Here is a 20,016-nt window from a genome sequence, read left to right as displayed (position 1 = left end):
ATACTGGCGTAACAGGACAGTAGCGCCGATTTTTCGTTGAGGAACACTATGAAAAAAATTGTCATTGCCGCCGCATTCATTGTCAGCGGCCTGCTGGTAGGTTGTAACCAGCTTACGCAATACACCGTCAGTGAGCAGGAAATTAATCAGGCGCTGGAAAAACATAATAACTTTTCAAAAGACATTGGTGTGCCGGGGCTTGCCGATGCGCATATCGTCCTCAGCAATCTCACCAGCCAGATTGGGCGCGAAGAGCCGAATAAAGTCACTCTCGCCGGGGATGCCAATCTCGATATGACCTCTCTCTTCGGTAACCAGAAAGCCAACATTAAGCTGAAGCTCAAGGCGCTGCCGGTCTTTAACAAAGAGAAAGGGGCCATCTTCCTGCAGGAGATGGAAGTGGTAGACGCGGACGTCACGCCGGACAAGATGAAACCGGTGATGCAGACCCTGATGCCCTACCTGAACCAGTCCCTGCGCAACTACTTTAACCAGCAGCCGGCCTATGTCTTAAGTGAAGACAAGAGCAAGGGTGAGGCGCTGGCGAAAAAATATGCCAAAGGCATCGAGGTGAAACCGGGAGAGATCGTTATTCCATTCACCGATTAACCTGAAGGGGCGCAAAAGCGCCCTTTTTTTTACGGAAAAGTGTGCAAACGAAAACGTTTCCGCTTATGATTTGTGTCCGGCAAAAACAGCCATCCTAATGACTGATTCCTGACAAGCCGGAGCTTCCATGACTGCACAACCCCAGGTTCTTAAAATCCGCCGCCCTGACGACTGGCATATCCATCTGCGTGATGGCGATATGCTGAAAACGGTCGTGCCGTATACCAGCGAAATTTATGGCCGCGCGATTGTCATGCCTAACCTGGTTCCACCAGTCACCACCGTTGATGCCGCTATGGCTTATCGCCAGCGAATTCTTGATGCCGTGCCGGCAGGACATGATTTCACTCCGCTGATGACCTGCTATCTGACCGACACCCTCGATCCGAATGAAGTGGAACGCGGCTTTAACGAAGGCGTGTTCACCGCGGCGAAACTCTACCCGGCTAACGCTACCACCAACTCCAGCCACGGTGTCACCAGTATTGACGCCATCATGCCGGTTCTGGAGCGCATGCAAAAACTGGGCATGCCGCTGCTGGTACATGGTGAAGTGACCCACGCCGACATTGATATCTTCGACCGTGAAGCCCGCTTTATCGAAACCGTAATGGAGCCGCTGCGCCAGCGTCTTCCTGCGCTTAAAGTGGTGTTTGAACACATCACCACCAAAGATGCCGCAGAGTATGTCCGCGATGGCAATGAACTGATTGCCGCCACCATTACGCCGCAGCATCTGATGTTTAACCGCAACCACATGCTGGTTGGCGGCGTTCGTCCGCATCTCTATTGCCTGCCCATTCTGAAGCGTAACGTTCATCAGCAGGCGCTGCGTGAACTCGTTGCCAGCGGTTTCTCCCGCGCCTTCCTCGGCACGGACTCCGCGCCTCATGCACGCCACCGCAAAGAGGCCAGCTGCGGTTGCGCAGGCTGCTTTAATGCCCCTACCGCACTCGCCAGCTACGCCACCGTGTTTGAAGAGATGAATGCCCTGCAACATTTCGAAGCGTTCTGCTCGCTCAATGGACCACGCTTCTACGGGCTGCCGGTCAACGAAACGTTCATTGAACTGGAGCGTAAAGAGAGCCGCGTGGACGAGGCCATTCCGCTGACGGATGACACGCTCATCCCATTCCTTGCCGGTGAAACCGTCAACTGGACGGTAAAACGCTAAAAAAACAGTGCCCCTTGTTGTCAAACCCATAATATACCTGTATAAATAAACAGTATATTACACAGGGGGCATTTATGCGTATTGAAGTCACCATAGCCAAAACAACCGTTCTGCCTGCTGGCGCGCTTGATGCGCTGGCCGGTGAATTATCCCGCCGTATTAACAGTACTTTCCCTGACAACGCTGGTGCCGTAACGGTTCGTTATGCGGCGGCAAACAACCTCTCCGTCATTGGCGGCGCGAAAGAAGATAAAGACCGTATCAGCGAAATCCTGCAGGAAACCTGGGAAAGCGCCGACGACTGGTTCATCACAGATTAATCTTGCTCCCTCATTGTTCTTTTTTGCCGGGTCGCCCCGGCTTTTTTTCGTCTGAAATCCGGTTCGTTCAAATTAATTCGGCAACAAATTTAAAAATCGTGAACAAGGTGGTGTTTTATTGTTCGAACAATCCTAAAAAGCTGAAAAATGTGTTGCCAACTGTTTATTTTTCCCTTGCGAACCCTTATTACTTGTATACTGAAGATGCTTTCAGAAAAACATGCATTGAACCTCGGAGCCGTTGTCTTCTAACACGCATTAAGGGGGTTATAATGGAAAAGAATAGCGAAGTCATCCAGACCCATCCGCTTGTTGGCTGGGATATCAGTACCGTAGATAGCTACGATGCGCTGATGCTGCGTTTGCACTACCAGACCCCGAATCAACTCAACCGTGAAGAAGCGGAAGTTGGACAGACGCTGTGGCTTACAACAGACGTCGCCCGTCAGTTTATTTCTATTTTAGAGGCAGGTATTGCCAAAATAGAATCTGGCGACTATCAGGAAAATGAGTATAAACGGCACTAGGTTTATACCTATTCTTCGCTCAACAGGCACCCTCCGGGTGCCTTATTTATTTCTCCCTTGTGTCAGCCCGCATAGTTAATTACTCTGCTAACAAAGCGTGAGTTCGAGAGATGGATATGAGATACGACTTAATCATTATTGGTAGCGGATCCGTGGGGTCTGCCGCCGGTTATTACGCAACGCAAGCGGGTCTGAAGGTCCTGATGATCGATGCCCACCGTCCTCCCCATGCAGAGGGCAGCCATCATGGCGACACCCGGCTTATTCGCCACGCCTATGGTGAAGGCGAGCGCTATGTTCCGCTGGTGCTTCGCGCCCAGACGCTATGGGATGAACTGGCGAAGCTGACGGAAGAACGCATTTTCGAACGCACGGGCATCATCAACCTGGGCCCTGCCCGCTCTGATTTTCTGGCCAACGTTGAACAGAGTGCGAAAGCGTTTAATCTTGATGTGGAGAAGCTGGACGCGGCAGGCATCATGGCCCGTTGGCCAGAGATTGCCGTCCCGGACGATTATATCGGCCTGTTTGAAGCCAACTCCGGGGTCTTACACAGTGAAACGGCCATCAAAACCTGGATCGATCTTGCGGAAAAAGCGGGCTGCGCTCAGCTCTTTAACTGCCCGGTGGAATCCCTCACTCATCACGCTGACGGCGTTACGGTCACCACTGCGGACGGAGAATATTCAGCGTCCCGTCTGCTGATTAGCGCAGGTACCTGGGTCACCCGTCTGCTGCCCGATCTGCCTGTTCAGCCGGTGCGCAAGGTCTTCTCCTGGTTCCAGTCGGATGGCCGTTACAGTGCACAGAATAAATTCCCGGCATTTACCGGGGAGTTACCGAACGGCGATCAGTTTTACGGCTTCCCGTCTGAGAAAGACGCGCTCAAAATCGGAAAACACAATGGCGGGCAGGCGATCTCCTCCCCTGAAGAGCGTAAACCGTTCGGTGCATACCCACAGGATGGCTCCGAAGCCTTTACCTTCCTGCGCAATATCCTGCCGGGCGTAGGCGGTTTACTGTATGGTGCTGCCTGCACCTACGACAACACGCCGGACGAAGACTTCATCATTGACACCCTGCCGGGGCATGACAACACGCTGCTTATCACTGGCCTCAGTGGTCATGGCTTCAAGTTCGCCTCCGTGCTGGGCGAAATCGCTGCGCAGTTTGCCCAGGGGATCGCACCGCAGTTTGATCTCACCCCCTTCTCACTTTCGCGTTTTAGCAGATAATCCGCCGCGGGTTTCGGACGTCCGGAACCCGTTTTCCAGACTGAAAACGGGACATTATGCGCAGGATCGTTGGCTTTCTTATCAATAACATTCGTGAGCATTTTATGCTCTATATTTTATTATGGGTGCTGCTGGCACTCATTGATATTATTTACATTGTATTTTACTGAAAAGTGAAGCTGACAATTACTGACATTACTTTAGGTTAGCTTAATCTTTTGCTTGCTGCTTATTCCGCCTTGGACGAAGCGATTGAATTACATTTGCGGATCATTTTCAAAACCGCTGAAATAAATAAAATAAAAATCTATATTCAATTATTTCAGTTGCAATATCATTTATTCCCGTTCATTTTTACTATTCTGTTTTTCTTCGAATGGTCATTCTGATGCAATTGCGTAACTCCTCTCAGCGCTACGGAATAATATCCATGTGTTTACACTGGATAGTTGCTCTTACCGTTTATGCAATGTTCGGACTGGGTCTGTGGATGGTGACGCTCAGTTATTACGACGGCTGGTATCACCAGGCACCAGAACTGCATAAAAGCATCGGCATCCTGCTGATGATGACGTTGGTTATTCGCGTGATCTGGCGTCACATTTCCCCGCCGCCCGCCGCGCCCAAAACCCACAGTAAATTAACGCGTGTCAGCGCGGTTGCCGCGCACGTTACGCTCTATATCCTGCTGTTCGCCATTCTGATTAGCGGGTATCTCATTTCCACTGCAGACGGCAAGCCGATTAACGTCTTTGGCCTGTTTGAGGTTCCGGCCACGCTCTCTGACGCAGGGGTTCAGGCCGACACCGCAGGCGTGGTGCATCTCTGGCTCGCGTGGAGCGTGGTGATCCTGTCTGTCCTGCACGGGCTTGCCGCCCTTAAACACCATTTCATCGATAAAGACGATACGTTAAAGCGCATGCTTGGCCGTTCGTCAGTTGACTCTGGAGCATAAAATGAAAAAACACCTGCTGGGTATCGCATTAGGTTCTCTGCTATTCACCACCGGTTCTGCCGTGGCGGCTGATTATAAAATTGATAAAGAAGGCCAGCATGCTTTCGTCAATTTCCGTATTCAGCACCTCGGTTATAGCTGGCTGTACGGTACCTTTAAAGATTTTGACGGCACATTCACCTTTGACGATAAAAATCCTGCCGCCGATAAGGTCAATGTGACCATTAATACGAATAGCATCGACACCAACCATGCAGAGCGCGATAAACATTTGCGTAGTGCGGAATTCCTGAATGTATCAAAATTCCCACAGGCGACCTTTACGTCGACCGAGGTGAAGAAAGAAGGTGATAAGCTGAATATTATCGGTAATCTGACGCTCAATGGCGTCACGAAACCGGTGACCCTGGAAGCCAAATTACTCGGCCAGGGTGACGATCCGTGGGGTGGCAAACGCGCAGGTTTTGAAGCCGCAGGGAAAATTCATCTGAAAGATTTTAATATCACCACGGATTTAGGTCCGGCATCTCAGGACGTAGAACTGATTATTTCCGTTGAAGGTGTTCAGCAGAAGGCATAATAAACACGCCCGGCAGGGTTTGACGTTGCCGGGCGTCATTATCATTCCGGGTCAGGAATACCCAGTTTGGTATTCAGGCGGCCTCGGGATTTATTAAAAATCTTATTGCCGTTTTCACGTCCCGCACGACGGCGGCGCTGCTCCTCTTCCGGCAGCATGCTCTCTTCACTGCAAAGTTCGCTACAGCAGCCGTTAAATTTCTCTGCGCACGCCGGGCACTGAATAAACAGCAGATGACAACCGTCATTTTTGCAGTTGGTGTGGGTATCGCACGGTGCGCCGCACTGGTGGCAATGGGCAATCACGTCTTCTGAAATACGCTCACCCATTCGCTCGTCAAAGACAAAGTTTTTACCGATAAAACGCACCGGTAACCCCTGCTCACGGGCACGGCGGGCATACTCGATGATACCGCCTTCGATATGCCAGACCTTATTAAATCCGTTATGTTTCATCCACGCGCTGGCTTTTTCGCAGCGAATACCGCCGGTGCAGTACATAACGATTTTCTTATCTTTATGTTCCTGCATCATCTCAACCGCTTTCGGCAGTTGCTCGCGGAAGGTGTCGGCCGGGATTTCCATTGCGTTCTCGAAATGGCCCACTTCATATTCGTAGTGGTTACGCATATCGATGAATACCGCGTCAGGGTCATCAAGCATCGTATTGACTTCCGCCGCCTTCAGGTATTCCCCCACGTCGGCCGGGTTGAAGGCCGGGTCGTCAATGCCGTCTGCCACGATACGCTCACGCACTTTCATACGCAGCACCCAGAATGATTTACCGTCATCGTCCAGGGCGATGTTCAGGCGTAAGCCGTTCAGCGCCGGATCGAAGCCGTAAAGAAAATCGCGGAAGGCGCTTACGTTGCTTTCCGGGATGCTGATCTGGGCGTTGATACCTTCACGCGCCAGATAGACGCGCCCAAAGACGTTCAGCGCGGTGAAGGCTTTATAGAGCTCATCGCGGGTCGCTTGCGGATCGTTGATCGTGAAGTATTTATAGAATGAGATGGTCGTGCGCGGTTCGGTTTCAGCCAACATACGCGCTTTCAACATCTCATTCGATACGCGGTTGTGTAACACTGGCATGGTGTACAAGTCCTGCAATCGTTATTGAGAAAGGAAAATCGGTCGGCATCATATAGCAAACAATAACAATTTACATCCACACAATTTACGCTACATTTCTGTCAGCCTGAACTATGCGTCATAACATTTGCTGCATTAGCGCGCGTTTCGACATCAGACATTTTGGCTATGTAGTAAAAAATGAGACACTAAGACCTTCAGGACGTTAGAAAACAGGACCGACATGACCCAATTACCGAAATTTACCGTCACCCTTTTGCATCCTCGCTATTGGTTGACCTGGCTTGGCATTGGCTTTTTATGGCTTCTGGTCCAACTCCCCTACCCGGTTATTTTCCGTCTGGGAAAAAACCTGGGTCGTCTTGCGCAAATGTTTATGAAGCGTCGCGCCAGAATCGCCTACCGCAACCTTGAACTGTGCTTCCCGGACATGAGCGAGGCTGAACGTCATGACATGGTGACCAGGAATTTCGAGTCTGTCGGCATGGGGCTGATGGAAACAGGAATGGCGTGGTTCTGGCCGGACAAACGCATGGCACGCTGGAGCGTCGTTGCCGGTACGGGGATGGAGCCGGTACATTCGCTGCAGGCGAATCAGACGGGCGTGCTGCTGATTGGCGTACACTTTCTGACCCTGGAAATCGGCGCCCGTATGTTCGGTATGCAGGCGCCCGGCATTGGGGTTTATCGTCCAAACGACAACCCGGTTATTGATCTGATCCAGACCAATGGCCGTATGCGGTCCAACAAAAGCATGATCGACCGTAAGGATCTGAAGGGTATGATCCGCGCCCTCAAATCAGGTGAAGTAGTCTGGTATGCCCCCGATCACGACTACGGCCCGCAATCAAGCGTATTTGTTCCGTTCTTTGCCGTTGAAGAGGCGGCCACCACCACGGGCACCTGGATGCTGGCACGCATGTCCAAAGCCGCCATCGTCCCTTTTGTTCCGCGCCGCAAACCGGATGGTTCGGGTTACGAATTGATTATGCTGGAGCCCGAACTGGCGCCTCCACTGGATGATGCTGAAACCACCGCACGCTGGATGAACGGCATTGTCGAGAAATGCATTATGCTCGCACCGGAGCAGTACATGTGGCTGCACCGCCGCTTTAAAACGCGGCCAGAAGGTACGCCGTCCCGCTATTAATTCCCCCTGCGGCCCTTTGGGCCGCTCCCTGTTTTAGCTTTAAAAGCTCTCCCTCATTGCGGCAATCATAACCCAGGCGCATAATTAGCAGGCTTATTACTTCATGCCTTACGGTGCGCTGCACCTCATTATGCGGATTGTTATGTCACCCTCAGATGCCCCCATAAACTGGAAACGTAACCTTACGGTTGCCTGGCTTGGCTGTTTTCTTACCGGCGCGGCGTTTAGCCTCGTGATGCCCTTTCTGCCCCTGTACGTTGAACAACTGGGCGTGACGGGCCACAGTGCGCTCAATATGTGGTCTGGTCTGGTGTTCAGCATCACTTTCCTCTTCTCCGCCATTGCTTCGCCGTTCTGGGGCGGCCTTGCCGACCGTAAAGGGCGTAAAATCATGCTGCTGCGCTCGGCGCTGGGAATGGCCATCATCATGGCGTTAATGGGTGTGGCGCAGAACGTCTGGTAGTTTCTGATTTTGCGCGCGCTACTTGGCCTGCTGGGAGGATTTATTCCCAACGCGAATGCGCTGATCGCCACCCAGATCCCGCGTCATAAAAGCGGCTGGGCGCTCGGGACGCTCTCAACCGGAGGCGTCAGCGGCGCCTTGCTGGGACCTCTGGCGGGCGGCTTGCTGGCGGACAGCTATGGCCTACGCCCGGTATTTTTCATTACTGCCAGCGTGTTGTTCCTCTGCTTTATCGTTACGCTGATCTGCATTCGTGAAAACTTCACCCCCGTCGCCAAAAAAGAGATGCTCCACGCGCGGGATGTGCTGGCTTCACTCAAAAACCCCAGACTGGTACTGAGCCTGTTCGTGACGACCCTGATTATTCAGGTCGCGACCGGTTCGATTGCCCCTATTCTGACGCTGTACGTTCGCGATCTGGCAGGTAACGTGAGCAACATTGCGTTTATCAGCGGGCTGATTGCCTCCGTACCCGGCGTGGCGGCGCTGCTTAGCGCCCCGAGGTTAGGGAAACTGGGAGACCGCGTCGGCCCGGAAAAGATCCTGATTTGTGCGCTGGTGATCTCCGTGCTGCTGCTCATTCCCATGTCGATGGTGCAATCACCCTGGCAGCTGGGCGTTCTGCGCTTTTTGCTGGGTGCCGCCGACGGGGCGTTACTGCCCGCCGTTCAGACCCTGCTGGTTTACAACTCTACGAACCAGATCGCCGGGCGTATCTTCAGCTACAACCAGTCATTTCGCGACATCGGCAACGTTACCGGCCCGCTGGTGGGGGCCGGGATCTCCGCCAGCTTCGGTTTTCGCGCCGTGTTTATCGTCACGGCGGGCGTAGTACTGTTTAATGCGGTTTACTCGTGGTTCAGTTTATCCCGGACATTACGGCCGGTGGCGGAATAAGACAAATACGTGACGGCTTATTTTCGCATTCATACTTGCAGAATCAGATATTCAGCTATTCTTTCCCTGAAACCTTCTGGAAAACAGGGAGACACCAATGACCATGTACGCCACGCTGGAAGAAGCTATTGATGCCGCTCGTGAAGAGTTCCTCGCCGATAACCCCGGCGTTGATGAAGAAGATGCGGACGTGCAACAACTCAACATCCAAAAGTATGTCCTTCAGGACGGAGATATTATGTGGCAGGCCGAATTCTTTGCTGACGAAGGTGAAGAAGGCGAATGTTTGCCGATCCTGAGCGGTGAAGGAGCTCAGGCCGTCTTTGATGGTGACTATGACGAAATTGAGTTGCGTCAGGAGTGGCTGGAAGAGAACACCCTGCACGAGTGGGATGAGGGTGAATTTCAGCTCGAGCCACCGCTGGATACGGAAGAAGGTCAAACCGCAGCTGACGAATGGGACGAGCGTTAATTCCCGCTACTCATAGGGGCCGTGGCTGGCATCGATGGGCAACAACAGCGTATCGAAAATCAGCGAGAACGGCAGATCGAGTACCGTCAGGTAGCGCCATGCGGAATCCCGGACATCCCATTTCACGCCCGGATAGTACTGATTCCCGTGGCCCTGCCCCGGAATGGTGCGACTGATGATGCTGCCGCAGCCGCTCAGCAGACATGCCATCATGACGACGATGATTATTTTCATCCGTTACCTCTAAAAAAATACCGGCGTTTAAGCCGGTATTTTATCTGGCGGGTGGCACATTGCTTACCCGCCCTACGTTGCCACTTACTTCGCCTTCAGCGCCAGCGGGTTAAGCTTCAGATCGTTGTAGTAGTTCACCCACGAGGAGTAGCGCTCCGGGGAAGACCACACACGGTAGTGCAGACGCGACATAGTCACCGGATCGCTTAACAGCACCAGACGGCGGTCGCGGTTAAGTTTCTCTGGCGTCTCGTTCAGCGCCTGTTCAACGTGACGATCGCGGGCAATCTCCAGCACCTTACTGGCACGGTGACGCGCGGTAGCCATTGCCGTTGCCAGGGCGTTAAACGACGGGTTGAACACCGCGTGCATAAAGCCATCATCCAGCGTACGACGGCGGTTCTGCTCCAGATAGGTGTCAGTATCCACCAGCACCTGCGGCGGCGAATACTCTTCCGGGATCAGGAACAGCTTCCAGCGTTTGGTACGCAGGCCAACCGTTGAGCGGCTTGAAATGACCGACACAAACGGCGACAGGATCAGCGAGAAGACAATCGGCGCCAGCCAGAACAGGAAGCGCAGATCCAGCCATGCCATCCCAGCAGCCCACACCAGCCCCAGCAGCAGCTGCGAGCCGTGACGCATAAAGGCTTCACCCCACGGCGTGGAGTCATCATCACGCTGCGGTGAGTTCCAGACCACTTCCCAGCCCAGGAACGCGCTGACCACAAACACGGTATGGAACAGCATACGAACCGGTGCCAGCAGCACGGAGAACAGCACTTCCAGCAGCAGTGAAACCGTTACCCGCCAGAAACCGCCATACTCCTTCGAGCCTTTGCACCAGATCAAAATGATACTGAGCAGCTTCGGCAGGAACAGCAGCACCATGGTGGAGGCAAACAGCGCTATCGCCAGCTCCGGACGCCACTGTGGCCACACCGGGAACAGCTGACGCGGTTGCAGGAAGTACTGCGGCTCCGTCAGCGCATGCACCACCTGCAGAGCCGTGGACAGCGCCAGGAACATAAACCACAGCGGCGCGGAGAGATAAGACATCACGCCGGTCAGGAACACCGCACGGTGAACCGGGTGCATCCCTTTCACGAGGAACAGACGGAAGTTCATCAGGTTCCCGTGACACCAGCGGCGGTCACGCTTAAGTTCATCCAGCAGGTTCGGCGGCAGTTCTTCATAGGATCCAGGCAGATCGTAGGCAATCCAGACGCCCCACCCTGCACGACGCATCAGCGCCGCTTCGACGAAGTCGTGCGACAGAATCGAGCCGGCAAACGAACCTTCGCCCGGCAGCGGTGCCAGCGCACAGTGCTCAATAAACGGCTTCACGCGGATAATGGCGTTGTGACCCCAGTAGTGGGACTCACCCAACTGCCAGAAGTGCAGACCGGCAGTAAACAGCGGCCCGTAAACACGGGTGGCAAACTGCTGGCAACGCGCGTAAAGCGTGTCCATGCCGGACGCTTTTGGCGAAGACTGGATGATACCCGCGTTCGGGTTAGCTTCCATCAGACGCACCAGACCGCTCAGACAATCACCGCTCATCACCGAGTCGGCGTCCAGCACCACCATGTAGCTGTACTGGTTACCCCAGCGACGGCAGAAGTCATCGATGTTACCGCTTTTACGCTTCACACGACGGCGGCGGCGACGGTAGAAGATCTGACCTTCGCCCTGTACTTCTGCAATCAGCTCCATCCAGGCTTTTTGCTCGGCAACGCAGATGTCCGGATTGTAGCTGTCGCTCAGGATATAGACGTCGAAATGGGCGGCGTTACCGGTCGCCTTAACGGACTCCCAGGTTGCGCGCAGCCCCGCGAATACGCGATCAACGTCTTCGTTACAGATAGGCATAATCAGCGCCGTACGGTGCTCAGGATTCAGGGGTTCATCCCCGACCGTAGACGCCGAAATGCTGTATTTGTCTCGTCCCATCAGCAGCTGCAGGAAGCCCATCAGCGCGGTCCAGAAACCGGCCGAAACCCAGCAGAAGAGAACGGCGAACAGCAGAAGAATGCCACTTTGCAGGATATACGGCAGCAGTTGCATGAAGGAGATCCAGATATCCTGGCCCATCATGTCTGCCGGGTTGATCAGCGCCCAGCCCTGGTAAGGCAGAATCGTCTTCATGTACCAGGTTGCGACAACCGTCTGCGCCAGCGTCAGCAGCAGAAGAATGTAGCGACGGATCGTCCCCACGGTACGCCATTTCTGTTCGGAGGCCTGCTCTTCTTTTGTCAGACGCGACAGATAGCGCGGCGTCACGTCACGCCCGCGCAGGCGATCCCAAAAGCGGCCAACCGGGTTGGTACGCCAGGGGTCGGGGAACATGGAAGAACGCGTTGCTTTCGGCATCGCCTGAAGCTGATCGCGTCCTTCGTCGTCTTTAATCAACTGCCCTTCTGCCAGCGAGTCCGGCCATGCCTGCTCCAGACGTGCCTTCACTGACCCCAGCGGAGAATCGTCATCACGTGAAAACTGACGATGTTCCCCATCCAGCGCGGCATGTACCGCGCGGATGTCGCTCTCAGGCAGTGCCGCTTTTTCGATATCCGTCAGCGGCATGGCATCAATATATTCAGATGTATTATTCATTGGCAGGTAGCTGATAGCTCCAGGTTTCACTCAGCGGCTGATCGTTACTGACCAGCGCAGCGCGCATTTCAGTGGTCTGTTTCGGATCTTTCACTTTCACGCGCAGGGTCAGACGCCACCCTTTCGTTACCGGGTTGTAACGTACGGTGTTCTCAACGATCTCACCGTTATCACCGATGCTGGCCTGGGCGGTCACGGCAGTATCTGGCGCCAGTTTCTTCATGTCCTGGCCGGTGAAGTCCACCACGAAAGCGACGGTACCGTCAGGCTGACGGATAAGATTAGACTGTTTCACGTCACCCGTTGAACGGCGAGTCTGCATGACATACGCGTTATCCGGCGCATGCAGTTTGTCTTCGTCGCGGCTAAAGGTGATCGTGTATTTGAAGTTCATCTCTTTCCCGGCTTCCGGCAGCTGATCCGGCGTCCAGTAAGCGACGATGTTATCGTTGGTTTCATCATTGGTTGGGATTTCAACCAGTTCAACCTTCCCTTTGCCCCAGTCACCTTTCGGGGTCACCCACGCGCTTGGACGCAGGTCGTAGCGGTCATCCAGATCTTCAAAGCGAGAGAACTGACGGCCACGCTGCAGAAGGCCGAAACCTTGCGGGTTTTCCATCGCAAAGCTGCTGACAGCCAGATGTTTCGGGTTGTTCAGCGGACGCCAGATCCACTCACCGTTACCGGCATGAATAGACAGGCCGTTGGAATCGTGCAGTTCAGGACGGAAGTTGGTCGCCGGTGACGGCTGGTTCGGCCCAAACAGGAACATACTGGTCAGCGGCGCAACGCCCAGTTTACCCACTTTGTCGCGCAGGTAGACTTTAGACTGCACGTCAACCACCGTGTCACGCCCTGGCATGATCACAAAGCGGTACGCGCCCGTTGCACGCGGGGAATCCAGCAGTGCGTAGATAGTCAGACGTTTATCCGTTGGTTTTGGACGTTCGATCCAGAACTCGCGGAAACGTGGGAATTCTTCACCTGATGGCAGCGCGGTATCAATAGCCAGGCCGCGCGCAGAAAGCCCGTACACCTGTCCCGCGCCAATAACGCGGAAGTAGCTGGCGCCGAGCATGCTGACGATTTCGTCGTTTTTATCTTTGCTGTTGATCGGGTAAAGCACCTTGAAGCCTGCAAAGCCCAGATCTTTAACCGTATCTTTGTCGTGCTGCACATCGCCAAAATTGAAGTAATCCGGGCTGTATTTGATTTTACGTACCGCCGTTGCCGTCACTTCATTGATGGCAACAGGGGTATCGAAGTACATACCCTGATGATAAAACTCAAGCTTGAACGGGGTCTTAATATTGTTCCAGTACGCTTTATCGTGATTGAACTGGATCTGCTGATAGTCCGCATATTTCATGTCGCGGAAAACGGAGGGCAAGTTACTTTTCGGCGCTTCGTAGCTCTTGCCTGCCATCGATTTTGCCTGTTTTGCGACATCGTCGATGTTAAAGGCCAGTGCCGATGAGGTATACAGGGATAACACCACTGCAGCACCCAACCAACGCATTTTCATCATCTGTGGTTTATGTTTCATAATAAGTAAGCACTTCCCCCTTTGTGTGCTTATATCGATCCGATCCATTTTAATGGAAACTCAGGCAATCCGACAACATTATCACCGCTTTGTTCAGCTCGCTGGCTCAGGGATTAAGCAAATGAAAGAACCCGCTTTTCACTTTGCGTGCTTATCCTGGAGACAGGGTGTCGGTCTTGGTGTAGGGTTGGCTTCGAATGTAACCATTATGAGTCTTAGGGATAAGGCGAAAAGTCTGAGAATGCACAAAGTTATATGAGCACAACACCTGTAGAACGTGAATACTTCCTCGACTCGATCCGGGCATGGCTGATGCTATTGGGGATCCCCTTCCACATTTCACTGATTTACTCCAGCCACACCTGGCATGTTAATAGTCAAATGCCCTCCTGGTGGCTGACGCTGTTTAATGACTTTATTCACGCCTTCCGCATGCAGGTGTTTTTTGTCATTTCAGGTTATTTCTCTTATATGCTGTTTCTGCGCTACCCCATCAAGCGCTGGTGGAAAGTGCGCGTGGAGCGCGTCGGCATTCCGATGCTCACCGCCATTCCTCTGCTGACGCTGCCGCAGTTCATCATGTTGCAGTACGTAAAGGGTAAGGCGGAGAACTGGCCTAATCTGTCGCTATACGAAAAATACAACACCCTGGTTTGGGAGCTGGTGTCCCACCTCTGGTTCCTGCTGGTACTGGTGGTCCTTACCACGGTCAGCGTGTTGATTTTTAGCCGCTTTCGCCGCCATTTAAGCGACAAAGCTAACGCCTTTTTCGCCAGTATCACCCTGGGAAAACTGTCGCTGCTCTTTTTGCTGCTGGGCATCGCCTATGCGGCAGTGCGACGGACGCTGTTTATTGTCTATCCGCCGATTCTGAGCGACGGATTATTCAATTTTGTGGTGATGCAGTCGCTGTTCTACATCCCCTTCTTTTTAATCGGGGCGCTGGCCTTTATTTATCCGAAGCTTAAGTCGCTGTTTACGACGCCCTCACCGTGGTGTGCTTTTGGTGCCGCCATCGCGTTTGCGGCCTATCTGTTAAATCAGCGCTACGGCAGCGGCGATGCGTGGATGTATGAAACCGAGAGCGTCATTACCATGCTGCTGGGCCTGTGGATGGTGAATGTGGTCTTTGCGCTGGGCCACCGGCTGCTTAATTTTAAGTCCAGCCGCGTCACCTATTTCGTCAATGCTTCGCTGTTTATCTATCTGGTGCACCATCCCCTGACGTTGTTCTTCGGGGCCTATATCACACCGCATATCGCCTCCAACACGCTGGGCTTCTTTACCGGGCTGGTCTTTGTGATTGGAATCGCCATCGTGCTTTACGAAATCCACCTGCGGATACCGCTTCTGCGTTTCCTTTTCTCCGGGAAACCGCAGGTAAGAGCATCATAAAAAAACGCGGCGCACTCAGTGCGCCGCGTGTGTTTCAGGTCTCTAATTCCTGTCCGCGCTGGGTCAACAGCCGCTGATAAAGATGCAGTGTCTCCTCATCGAAACAGACAAATGTCACTTTTTCGGGCATCGGTTTAAGCGACAGGTAACGATACACGGTGTCTACCGCAATCGTCGCTGCGGCAGCTTTCGGATAGCCATAGACTCCGGTGCTGATGGCCGGAAACGCCATGGTTTTATAGCCATTATCAGCGGCCAGACGCAGGCAGTTTCGGTAGGCCTCTTCGAGGATACTCGCCTCATGCCGATCGCCGCCATGCCATATTGGCCCCACGGCATGAATCACCGCTTTCGCGGGAAGATCGCCCGCAAGCGTAATAACGGCATGACCCGGTGGGCACTCCCCCTGTTGCTGACGCACAGTCTTGCAGGCTTCCAGCAGTTGCGGTCCGGCAGCCCGGTGGATAGCGCCATCCACGCCACCGCCGCCCATCAGTGACGGATTGGCTGCATTGACGATCACATCAACGTGCATCGTCGTGATATCGCCATGAATAACGTCAATTTGCGGTTTCATAAATACCCTCTGCTTCCCGCCATTTTCTTAAGTGTATCGCAGAGGTACCCGAGAGAAAAAACTATCGGGAAAAACCTCTTCCGCCGTAAAGCGGAAGAGCACACATCAGCGGTACTGAATTTGTACCACCGCGAGCGTTTTTTCAGGATTGAGGTACTTCATGCTGAGGGTGGCGAGGCTGGTATCGGTCACATGGCCATTAAGTGCATCTTCATAACTGACCATGCGCGTATGAATCCGGTTATTTTCCGGGCATGACAACGCAAACTGCCGAGTTTGTGCAGTCACTTCACAGGGGTCGGCGACAATCGCGCCGCGAAAATGAATAACCCCACCCTCAACAACCGTCGCCGCAAAAACCGGGGTTACAAAAAGAGAAACGAGCAGACTAAAACCAGAAGCGAGTTGAGCGATATATTTGGTCACGTGTATGTACTCCTCAATGAAAATCGTCCTTGAGGGGTAAAAGCGCTCCATTAAAGCAAACGTAGTTTCACGTTCCGGAACTTAGTTGCTCAGTTCCTGATATCAGCATAGCTCAACGGTGAAGGCCTGCCACATTGGCAAATCATTGATTTTATGAATGATTAAAGCCTCTTCTCCGGCGGTGACCACTGCTGTGATAAATGAAGCGATTTACCATCAGAGACGGTGACAATAATGTTCACCGTATCCCCCGTACCAATATTTAAACTCAGCCGCATTAAATCGATCGTCTGATTAGCGGGGATAAAAAGCCTGTTTTGCTGGCGTGATGTACTTTGACCACTCTGCCCTTCCCGTTCAGCCACGATTTGTACCAGACAATCACACGGCGTTGTCAGCGTAACCTGGGGAATAATGGTGGTCATATCGCCCTGCTGCGATGTGTTAAACGTTATTTGACTGGAAAGCGCGGCAAGGAGAATTAAGGTATTCATGATGCACTCCCGAAAAAAAACAGGGCTGAGGCCCTGTTTTTTTGTAGCACAGATTTCAGTATTAATACTGATAAGCTGCAGCGTGGTTACCAAAACCAATCTGGGTAACATTGACCGTAGAATTAGACGCAGTCTGATCAACCATTGCGCCGTTAAATCCACCGTACTGGCTCACATTCATTGTGGAGTCGTGACTGTTCCATTGATCAAGCGTTGCGCTGTTGGCAAAACCATTCTGAGTCAGAGAGATGGTGCTGTCGTCAGAACCTTGTCCAACATCTGCGCCATTACCGCCACCGCTCTGGCTAATAGACAGCGTTGAATCTCTGGCATTGGTCTGCAAGGCGACAGCTGAGTTACCGCCACCGTTCTGGTAAATATTCAGGGTTGAATTTGGGCCATTACCGCCTTGACCATGGCCATGACCGTGTCCATGGCCCCAGCCACCTTGATCAATGAGACCGGCCATAGCACTACCAGAAACGACGATTGCTGCAAGAGCTGCCACTTTGATAAATTTCATGGTAAAACCCCCATCGGATTGATTAAAGTCGCCGCGAATAACTAACGTTGAATAACGCGAATTGCCATTTGCGACTGTTTTTGCACTACAACTGCGTTTTTCTGTGTACCGTACTGCGTGATGCTTGCCCTATTACCCGACCCTTTCTGGATAATTTTCGCACTATTACCAAATCCGTCCTGCGTAATATCTGCATCATTCGCAAAGCCGCTCTGAGCAATATACGCAATATTATAAGTCCCTGATTGATCAACCCGCGCCCTGTTACCTGACCCATCCTGGGAAACGATGGACAATAATTTTGAACCGTCCTGGCGCACCTGAGCGTCATTAAGTACACCCTGTTGACCAATAATGGCTGCCTGATTTAATGATGTACGGCTTAATTCATTTACCGCAAAGTTATATTCAGAGGTAGCCAAATCTGAATTCGCCGCGGTGACAACCCCAGGCGCTCCCAGTAATGTAAACATCATAAATAACGATGTGTTTTTCATGTTGCCACCCTGGACCTGGCTGTTTTAAAAGACTTCAGGTTAGAACAACGCATATTTTGTTAACGCGTCGTTACGGTAAAGAGTATGTCTGCCGAAACACGTTAAATATCTCACCCGCGCGGCTTATTTTTATTTTTCAGGTCACCTCAAAGTAGTAATTCCTGAACAAAAATAGCGATAAGCGAAGCTATTTAATTTCTATAAAGCCTTATCCATCGCAAATGAGTGAAACATCGCAGCGGCTGTTCCGACGCGAGAGAGGAAGGGTTAAACGTAACGACAGGATGACATTAACGTTAACGTGTGACACAAGACGCGATTTCTTAAGGCGAAGCGGCATTCATTCCGTAGGTTAGATTTTTTTTGAAACTCACACTTTAAAATTTCTGAAAAAGAATAGCATAAAAATATTAAAATCAGTCACATATAAATATTTGTATGATTTTTAAAATCTGTGCATCATTATTTAGCTGTACAACTTTTTCATCAATTAAAGGCTTTCAAGAAGGTACGCATTCATAAATTAATATTGATTTTTACATATTGTTACACGTTTAACACTTGCTTTAAACTTCGTAAAAGCTAGATTGAAATTAGATGTACGAAATTCGTTTTATATTTTCCTCCCTTGTGGAGGTTATGGTTTGATTCTACACACAGCAGCGCAACATCTGTCAGTACTTCTGGTGTCCTCTTTTCGCAGGAGGACAACTGCCAGGTGTCATAAAAAAGTGGGGTTTCATCATGTATAATGAAGTCCATAGTTTACATGGTCATACATTACTGTTGATCACAAAACCTTCTTTGCAGGCGACCGCTTTATTACAACATTTAAAGCAATCTTTATCACTGAACGGGAAATTGCATAATATTCAACGTTCTTTCGATGATATTGCACCTGGCTGCATTATTCTTTTCGATATGATGGAAGCGGATAAAAAGCTCATCCATTACTGGCAAGATACTTTGAGCAGGAAAAACAATAACATCCGCGTGTTATTATTGAATACGCCTGACGAGTATCCTTTCCGGGACATTGAAAGTTGGCCGCATATCAATGGCGTGTTCTACGTCACTGAAGAAGAGAACCGGGTGGTAGAAGGCCTGCAAGGTATCTTGCGAGGAGAGTGTTATTTTTCGCAAAAGCTGGCCAGCTACCTTATCACGCACTCCGGAAATTACCGCTACAACAGTTCAGAGTCAGCACTGCTAACGCACCGCGAGAAAGAGATCCTGAACAAATTGCGCATTGGTGCTTCAAATATTGAAATCGCCCGTTCGTTATTTATCAGCGAAAATACGGTAAAGACGCACCTTTATAATCTTTTCAAAAAGATAGCTGTTAAAAACCGAACTCAGGCGGTTTCATGGGCAAACGATAACCTCAGGCGTTAATCACATGAAACGCACCATGAGTTGGATTGCCGCAGCGGGCTTTCTGCTCGCTGCCGGGAACCTGAAGGCCGTCGAGGTCGAAGTTCCTGGATTGTTAACGGACCATACCGTCTCTTCTGTCGGACACAATTTTTATCGTGCCTTCAGTGATAAATGGGACAGTACGTATCCTGGAAATATAACAATCAACGAGCGGCCCAGTGCACGATGGGGAAGTTGGATAACAATAACGGCTAATCAGTTCGTTATTTATCAAACATTTTTATTTCCCACCAAAATAGACTTCGATAAAAACGTAGCCTTGGCGCTGGCGCAATCAGAAGACGCTATTAATCGCATGCAAATAGACAAAGCGCTATTAAGCACAAGAGATTTAGCAAAAGACGAGTTCTAGCGAACCTATATCCGGAGGCTGTCATGCGTATTGCATATGCAGTTGTTTCGATAATGCTCATCACCCCATTAAGCTGGGCCGGGAATATGACATTCCAGTTCCGTAATCCCAACTTTGGTGGTAACCCGAATAATGGGGCGTTCATGTTGAATGAAGCCCAGGCGCAAAATTCTTATAAAGATCCCAGCTTCAAGGATTTTAGCGTGGATACGCCATCTGCACTGGACAACTTCACCCAGGCGATCCAGTCGCAAATTCTGGGCGGTTTGCTGACCAATATCAACACCGGCAAACCCGGCCGCATGGTGACCAATGACTTCATTGTCGATATCGCCAACAGGGACGGGCAGCTCCAGTTGAACGTTACCGATCGTAAAACCGGAAAAACCTCAACCATTCAGGTTTCCGGTTTACAAAATAACTCGACTGACTTTTGAACAACCCCAAAA

General features: G+C 51.6%; 23 protein-coding genes and 1 pseudogene. 15 read left to right on the top strand and 9 right to left on the bottom strand.

The annotated features are described in order from the left end of the window. The first annotated feature begins 48 nt into the window (after positions 1–48). From EQV24_RS21550 to EQV24_RS21515, 8 genes are all read left to right on the top strand, one after another. The gene (locus EQV24_RS21550; RefSeq protein WP_013097149.1) at positions 49–609 is read left to right on the top strand and encodes a lipoprotein; all 561 of its coding nucleotides are present in this window, start codon (positions 49–51) and stop codon (positions 607–609) included. A gap of 127 nt (positions 610–736) precedes the next feature. Continuing rightward, a complete protein-coding gene (pyrC, locus tag EQV24_RS21545) occupies positions 737–1,783 on the top strand; it encodes a dihydroorotase (RefSeq protein ID WP_020689622.1) in 1,047 nt (348 codons plus the stop codon). A gap of 74 nt (positions 1,784–1,857) precedes the next feature. After that, positions 1,858–2,103: a DNA damage-inducible protein I gene (dinI, locus tag EQV24_RS21540; protein WP_013097151.1), complete on the top strand. Its 246-nt coding sequence runs from the start codon at positions 1,858–1,860 to the stop codon at positions 2,101–2,103. 272 nt (positions 2,104–2,375) lie between these two features. Next, positions 2,376–2,630, top strand: coding sequence for a biofilm formation regulator BssS (bssS, locus tag EQV24_RS21535; RefSeq protein ID WP_008500827.1), 255 nt, complete (start codon positions 2,376–2,378; stop codon positions 2,628–2,630). A gap of 116 nt (positions 2,631–2,746) precedes the next feature. Then, complete coding sequence (gene solA / locus EQV24_RS21530; RefSeq protein ID WP_044158660.1) at positions 2,747–3,865, top strand: N-methyl-L-tryptophan oxidase; 1,119 nt, start codon at positions 2,747–2,749, stop codon at positions 3,863–3,865. A gap of 56 nt (positions 3,866–3,921) precedes the next feature. Beyond that, positions 3,922–4,035, top strand: a complete 114-nt coding sequence (locus tag EQV24_RS21525) for a YceO family protein (RefSeq protein WP_020689623.1) — start codon at positions 3,922–3,924, stop codon at positions 4,033–4,035. A gap of 218 nt (positions 4,036–4,253) precedes the next feature. Then, positions 4,254–4,820, top strand: a complete 567-nt coding sequence (locus tag EQV24_RS21520; RefSeq protein ID WP_028027945.1) for a cytochrome b — start codon at positions 4,254–4,256, stop codon at positions 4,818–4,820. Between the two features lies 1 nt (position 4,821). Next, entirely contained in the window at positions 4,822–5,400 is a 579-nt protein-coding gene (locus EQV24_RS21515) for a YceI family protein (protein WP_130627033.1), read from the top strand. Positions 5,401–5,441: 41 nt separating this feature from the next. On the opposite strand, the gene EQV24_RS21510 is transcribed toward EQV24_RS21515, so the two are convergent. Further along, positions 5,442–6,491, bottom strand: a complete 1,050-nt coding sequence (locus EQV24_RS21510) for a rhodanese-related sulfurtransferase (RefSeq protein ID WP_058661105.1) — start codon at positions 6,489–6,491, stop codon at positions 5,442–5,444. Positions 6,492–6,714: 223 nt separating this feature from the next. Here EQV24_RS21510 and EQV24_RS21505 point away from each other — a divergent pair, with 223 nt between their 5' ends. From EQV24_RS21505 to EQV24_RS21495, 3 genes and pseudogenes are all read left to right on the top strand, one after another. Beyond that, positions 6,715–7,641 (top strand): Kdo(2)-lipid IV(A) acyltransferase, encoded by a 927-nt coding sequence (locus EQV24_RS21505; protein ID WP_029881949.1) that lies wholly within the window; start codon positions 6,715–6,717, stop codon positions 7,639–7,641. A 142-nt stretch (positions 7,642–7,783) separates the two neighbouring features. Continuing rightward, a pseudogene (gene mdtG, locus EQV24_RS21500) lies at positions 7,784–9,001 on the top strand (multidrug efflux MFS transporter MdtG). A gap of 97 nt (positions 9,002–9,098) precedes the next feature. Continuing rightward, complete coding sequence (locus EQV24_RS21495; RefSeq protein WP_014831418.1) at positions 9,099–9,473, top strand: MysB family protein; 375 nt, start codon at positions 9,099–9,101, stop codon at positions 9,471–9,473. Between the two features lie 6 nt (positions 9,474–9,479). On the opposite strand, the gene EQV24_RS21490 is transcribed toward EQV24_RS21495, so the two are convergent. The 3 genes from EQV24_RS21490 to mdoG form a co-directional block, all read right to left on the bottom strand. Further along, positions 9,480–9,707, bottom strand: coding sequence for a YceK/YidQ family lipoprotein (locus EQV24_RS21490; RefSeq protein ID WP_013097162.1), 228 nt, complete (start codon positions 9,705–9,707; stop codon positions 9,480–9,482). Positions 9,708–9,791: 84 nt separating this feature from the next. Next, entirely contained in the window at positions 9,792–12,320 is a 2,529-nt protein-coding gene (mdoH, locus tag EQV24_RS21485; protein ID WP_130627032.1) for a glucans biosynthesis glucosyltransferase MdoH, read from the bottom strand. Then, positions 12,313–13,866, bottom strand: a complete 1,554-nt coding sequence (gene mdoG, locus EQV24_RS21480; protein ID WP_020689627.1) for a glucans biosynthesis protein MdoG — start codon at positions 13,864–13,866, stop codon at positions 12,313–12,315. The genes mdoH and mdoG overlap by 8 nt, the downstream gene beginning before the upstream one ends. Positions 13,867–14,121: 255 nt before the next feature. On the opposite strand from mdoG, the gene mdoC reads away from it, so the two are divergent. Continuing rightward, entirely contained in the window at positions 14,122–15,261 is a 1,140-nt protein-coding gene (gene mdoC / locus EQV24_RS21470) for a glucans biosynthesis protein MdoC (protein WP_013097165.1), read from the top strand. A gap of 34 nt (positions 15,262–15,295) precedes the next feature. Here the strand turns inward: mdoC and ymdB are convergent, their stop codons facing one another. The 5 genes from ymdB to csgB form a co-directional block, all read right to left on the bottom strand. Then, positions 15,296–15,838 (bottom strand): O-acetyl-ADP-ribose deacetylase, encoded by a 543-nt coding sequence (gene ymdB, locus EQV24_RS21465; RefSeq protein ID WP_045295774.1) that lies wholly within the window; start codon positions 15,836–15,838, stop codon positions 15,296–15,298. 105 nt (positions 15,839–15,943) lie between these two features. Then, positions 15,944–16,264 carry a type 1 fimbrial protein gene (locus EQV24_RS21460; RefSeq protein WP_038985522.1) on the bottom strand — a complete coding sequence of 107 codons (321 nt, stop codon included), beginning with the start codon at positions 16,262–16,264 and terminating at the stop codon, positions 15,944–15,946. Between the two features lie 161 nt (positions 16,265–16,425). Beyond that, positions 16,426–16,758, bottom strand: coding sequence for a curli assembly chaperone CsgC (gene csgC / locus EQV24_RS21455; protein WP_023620193.1), 333 nt, complete (start codon positions 16,756–16,758; stop codon positions 16,426–16,428). Positions 16,759–16,819: 61 nt separating this feature from the next. After that, complete coding sequence (csgA, locus tag EQV24_RS21450) at positions 16,820–17,281, bottom strand: curli major subunit CsgA (protein ID WP_023620194.1); 462 nt, start codon at positions 17,279–17,281, stop codon at positions 16,820–16,822. Positions 17,282–17,322: 41 nt separating this feature from the next. Then, positions 17,323–17,778: a curli minor subunit CsgB gene (gene csgB, locus EQV24_RS21445; RefSeq protein ID WP_013097170.1), complete on the bottom strand. Its 456-nt coding sequence runs from the start codon at positions 17,776–17,778 to the stop codon at positions 17,323–17,325. Between the two features lie 744 nt (positions 17,779–18,522). Between csgB and csgD the strand changes: the two genes are divergently transcribed. Genes csgD through csgF form a run of 3 tightly spaced genes read left to right on the top strand, consistent with a single transcriptional unit; the run spans position 18,523 to position 20,004 of the window. Next, positions 18,523–19,173, top strand: coding sequence for a biofilm master transcriptional regulator CsgD (gene csgD / locus EQV24_RS21435; RefSeq protein ID WP_023620195.1), 651 nt, complete (start codon positions 18,523–18,525; stop codon positions 19,171–19,173). 4 nt (positions 19,174–19,177) lie between these two features. Then, positions 19,178–19,567 carry a curli production assembly/transport protein CsgE gene (gene csgE, locus EQV24_RS21430; protein WP_023620196.1) on the top strand — a complete coding sequence of 130 codons (390 nt, stop codon included), beginning with the start codon at positions 19,178–19,180 and terminating at the stop codon, positions 19,565–19,567. A gap of 23 nt (positions 19,568–19,590) precedes the next feature. After that, the gene (gene csgF / locus EQV24_RS21425) at positions 19,591–20,004 is read left to right on the top strand and encodes a curli production assembly/transport protein CsgF (RefSeq protein ID WP_013097173.1); all 414 of its coding nucleotides are present in this window, start codon (positions 19,591–19,593) and stop codon (positions 20,002–20,004) included. The last annotated feature ends 12 nt before the right edge of the window (positions 20,005–20,016 follow it).

Source organism: Enterobacter sp. A8 (assembly GCF_004296595.1).
GTDB classification, from domain to species: Bacteria; Pseudomonadota; Gammaproteobacteria; order Enterobacterales; family Enterobacteriaceae; genus Enterobacter; species Enterobacter cloacae.
This window is presented reverse-complemented; position numbering and strand designations above follow the sequence as displayed.

Coding starts and splice junctions, on each gene's coding strand:
- solA (WP_044158660.1), top strand. CDS start 2,747: ATGAGATACGACTTAATCATTATTGGTAGCGGATCCGTGGGGTCTGCC.
- EQV24_RS21505 (WP_029881949.1), top strand. CDS start 6,715: ATGACCCAATTACCGAAATTTACCGTCACCCTTTTGCATCCTCGCTAT.
- mdoC (WP_013097165.1), top strand. CDS start 14,122: ATGAGCACAACACCTGTAGAACGTGAATACTTCCTCGACTCGATCCGG.
- bssS (WP_008500827.1), top strand. CDS start 2,376: ATGGAAAAGAATAGCGAAGTCATCCAGACCCATCCGCTTGTTGGCTGG.
- EQV24_RS21550 (WP_013097149.1), top strand. CDS start 49: ATGAAAAAAATTGTCATTGCCGCCGCATTCATTGTCAGCGGCCTGCTG.
- csgF (WP_013097173.1), top strand. CDS start 19,591: ATGCGTATTGCATATGCAGTTGTTTCGATAATGCTCATCACCCCATTA.
- csgB (WP_013097170.1), bottom strand. CDS start 17,778: ATGAAAAACACATCGTTATTTATGATGTTTACATTACTGGGAGCGCCT.
- EQV24_RS21520 (WP_028027945.1), top strand. CDS start 4,254: ATGCAATTGCGTAACTCCTCTCAGCGCTACGGAATAATATCCATGTGT.
- csgD (WP_023620195.1), top strand. CDS start 18,523: ATGTATAATGAAGTCCATAGTTTACATGGTCATACATTACTGTTGATC.
- csgC (WP_023620193.1), bottom strand. CDS start 16,758: ATGAATACCTTAATTCTCCTTGCCGCGCTTTCCAGTCAAATAACGTTT.
- ymdB (WP_045295774.1), bottom strand. CDS start 15,838: ATGAAACCGCAAATTGACGTTATTCATGGCGATATCACGACGATGCAC.
- pyrC (WP_020689622.1), top strand. CDS start 737: ATGACTGCACAACCCCAGGTTCTTAAAATCCGCCGCCCTGACGACTGG.
- dinI (WP_013097151.1), top strand. CDS start 1,858: ATGCGTATTGAAGTCACCATAGCCAAAACAACCGTTCTGCCTGCTGGC.
- EQV24_RS21525 (WP_020689623.1), top strand. CDS start 3,922: ATGCGCAGGATCGTTGGCTTTCTTATCAATAACATTCGTGAGCATTTT.
- mdoG (WP_020689627.1), bottom strand. CDS start 13,866: ATGAAACATAAACCACAGATGATGAAAATGCGTTGGTTGGGTGCTGCA.
- csgE (WP_023620196.1), top strand. CDS start 19,178: ATGAAACGCACCATGAGTTGGATTGCCGCAGCGGGCTTTCTGCTCGCT.
- mdoH (WP_130627032.1), bottom strand. CDS start 12,320: ATGAATAATACATCTGAATATATTGATGCCATGCCGCTGACGGATATC.
- EQV24_RS21490 (WP_013097162.1), bottom strand. CDS start 9,707: ATGAAAATAATCATCGTCGTCATGATGGCATGTCTGCTGAGCGGCTGC.
- EQV24_RS21515 (WP_130627033.1), top strand. CDS start 4,822: ATGAAAAAACACCTGCTGGGTATCGCATTAGGTTCTCTGCTATTCACC.
- EQV24_RS21495 (WP_014831418.1), top strand. CDS start 9,099: ATGACCATGTACGCCACGCTGGAAGAAGCTATTGATGCCGCTCGTGAA.
- csgA (WP_023620194.1), bottom strand. CDS start 17,281: ATGAAATTTATCAAAGTGGCAGCTCTTGCAGCAATCGTCGTTTCTGGT.
- EQV24_RS21510 (WP_058661105.1), bottom strand. CDS start 6,491: ATGCCAGTGTTACACAACCGCGTATCGAATGAGATGTTGAAAGCGCGT.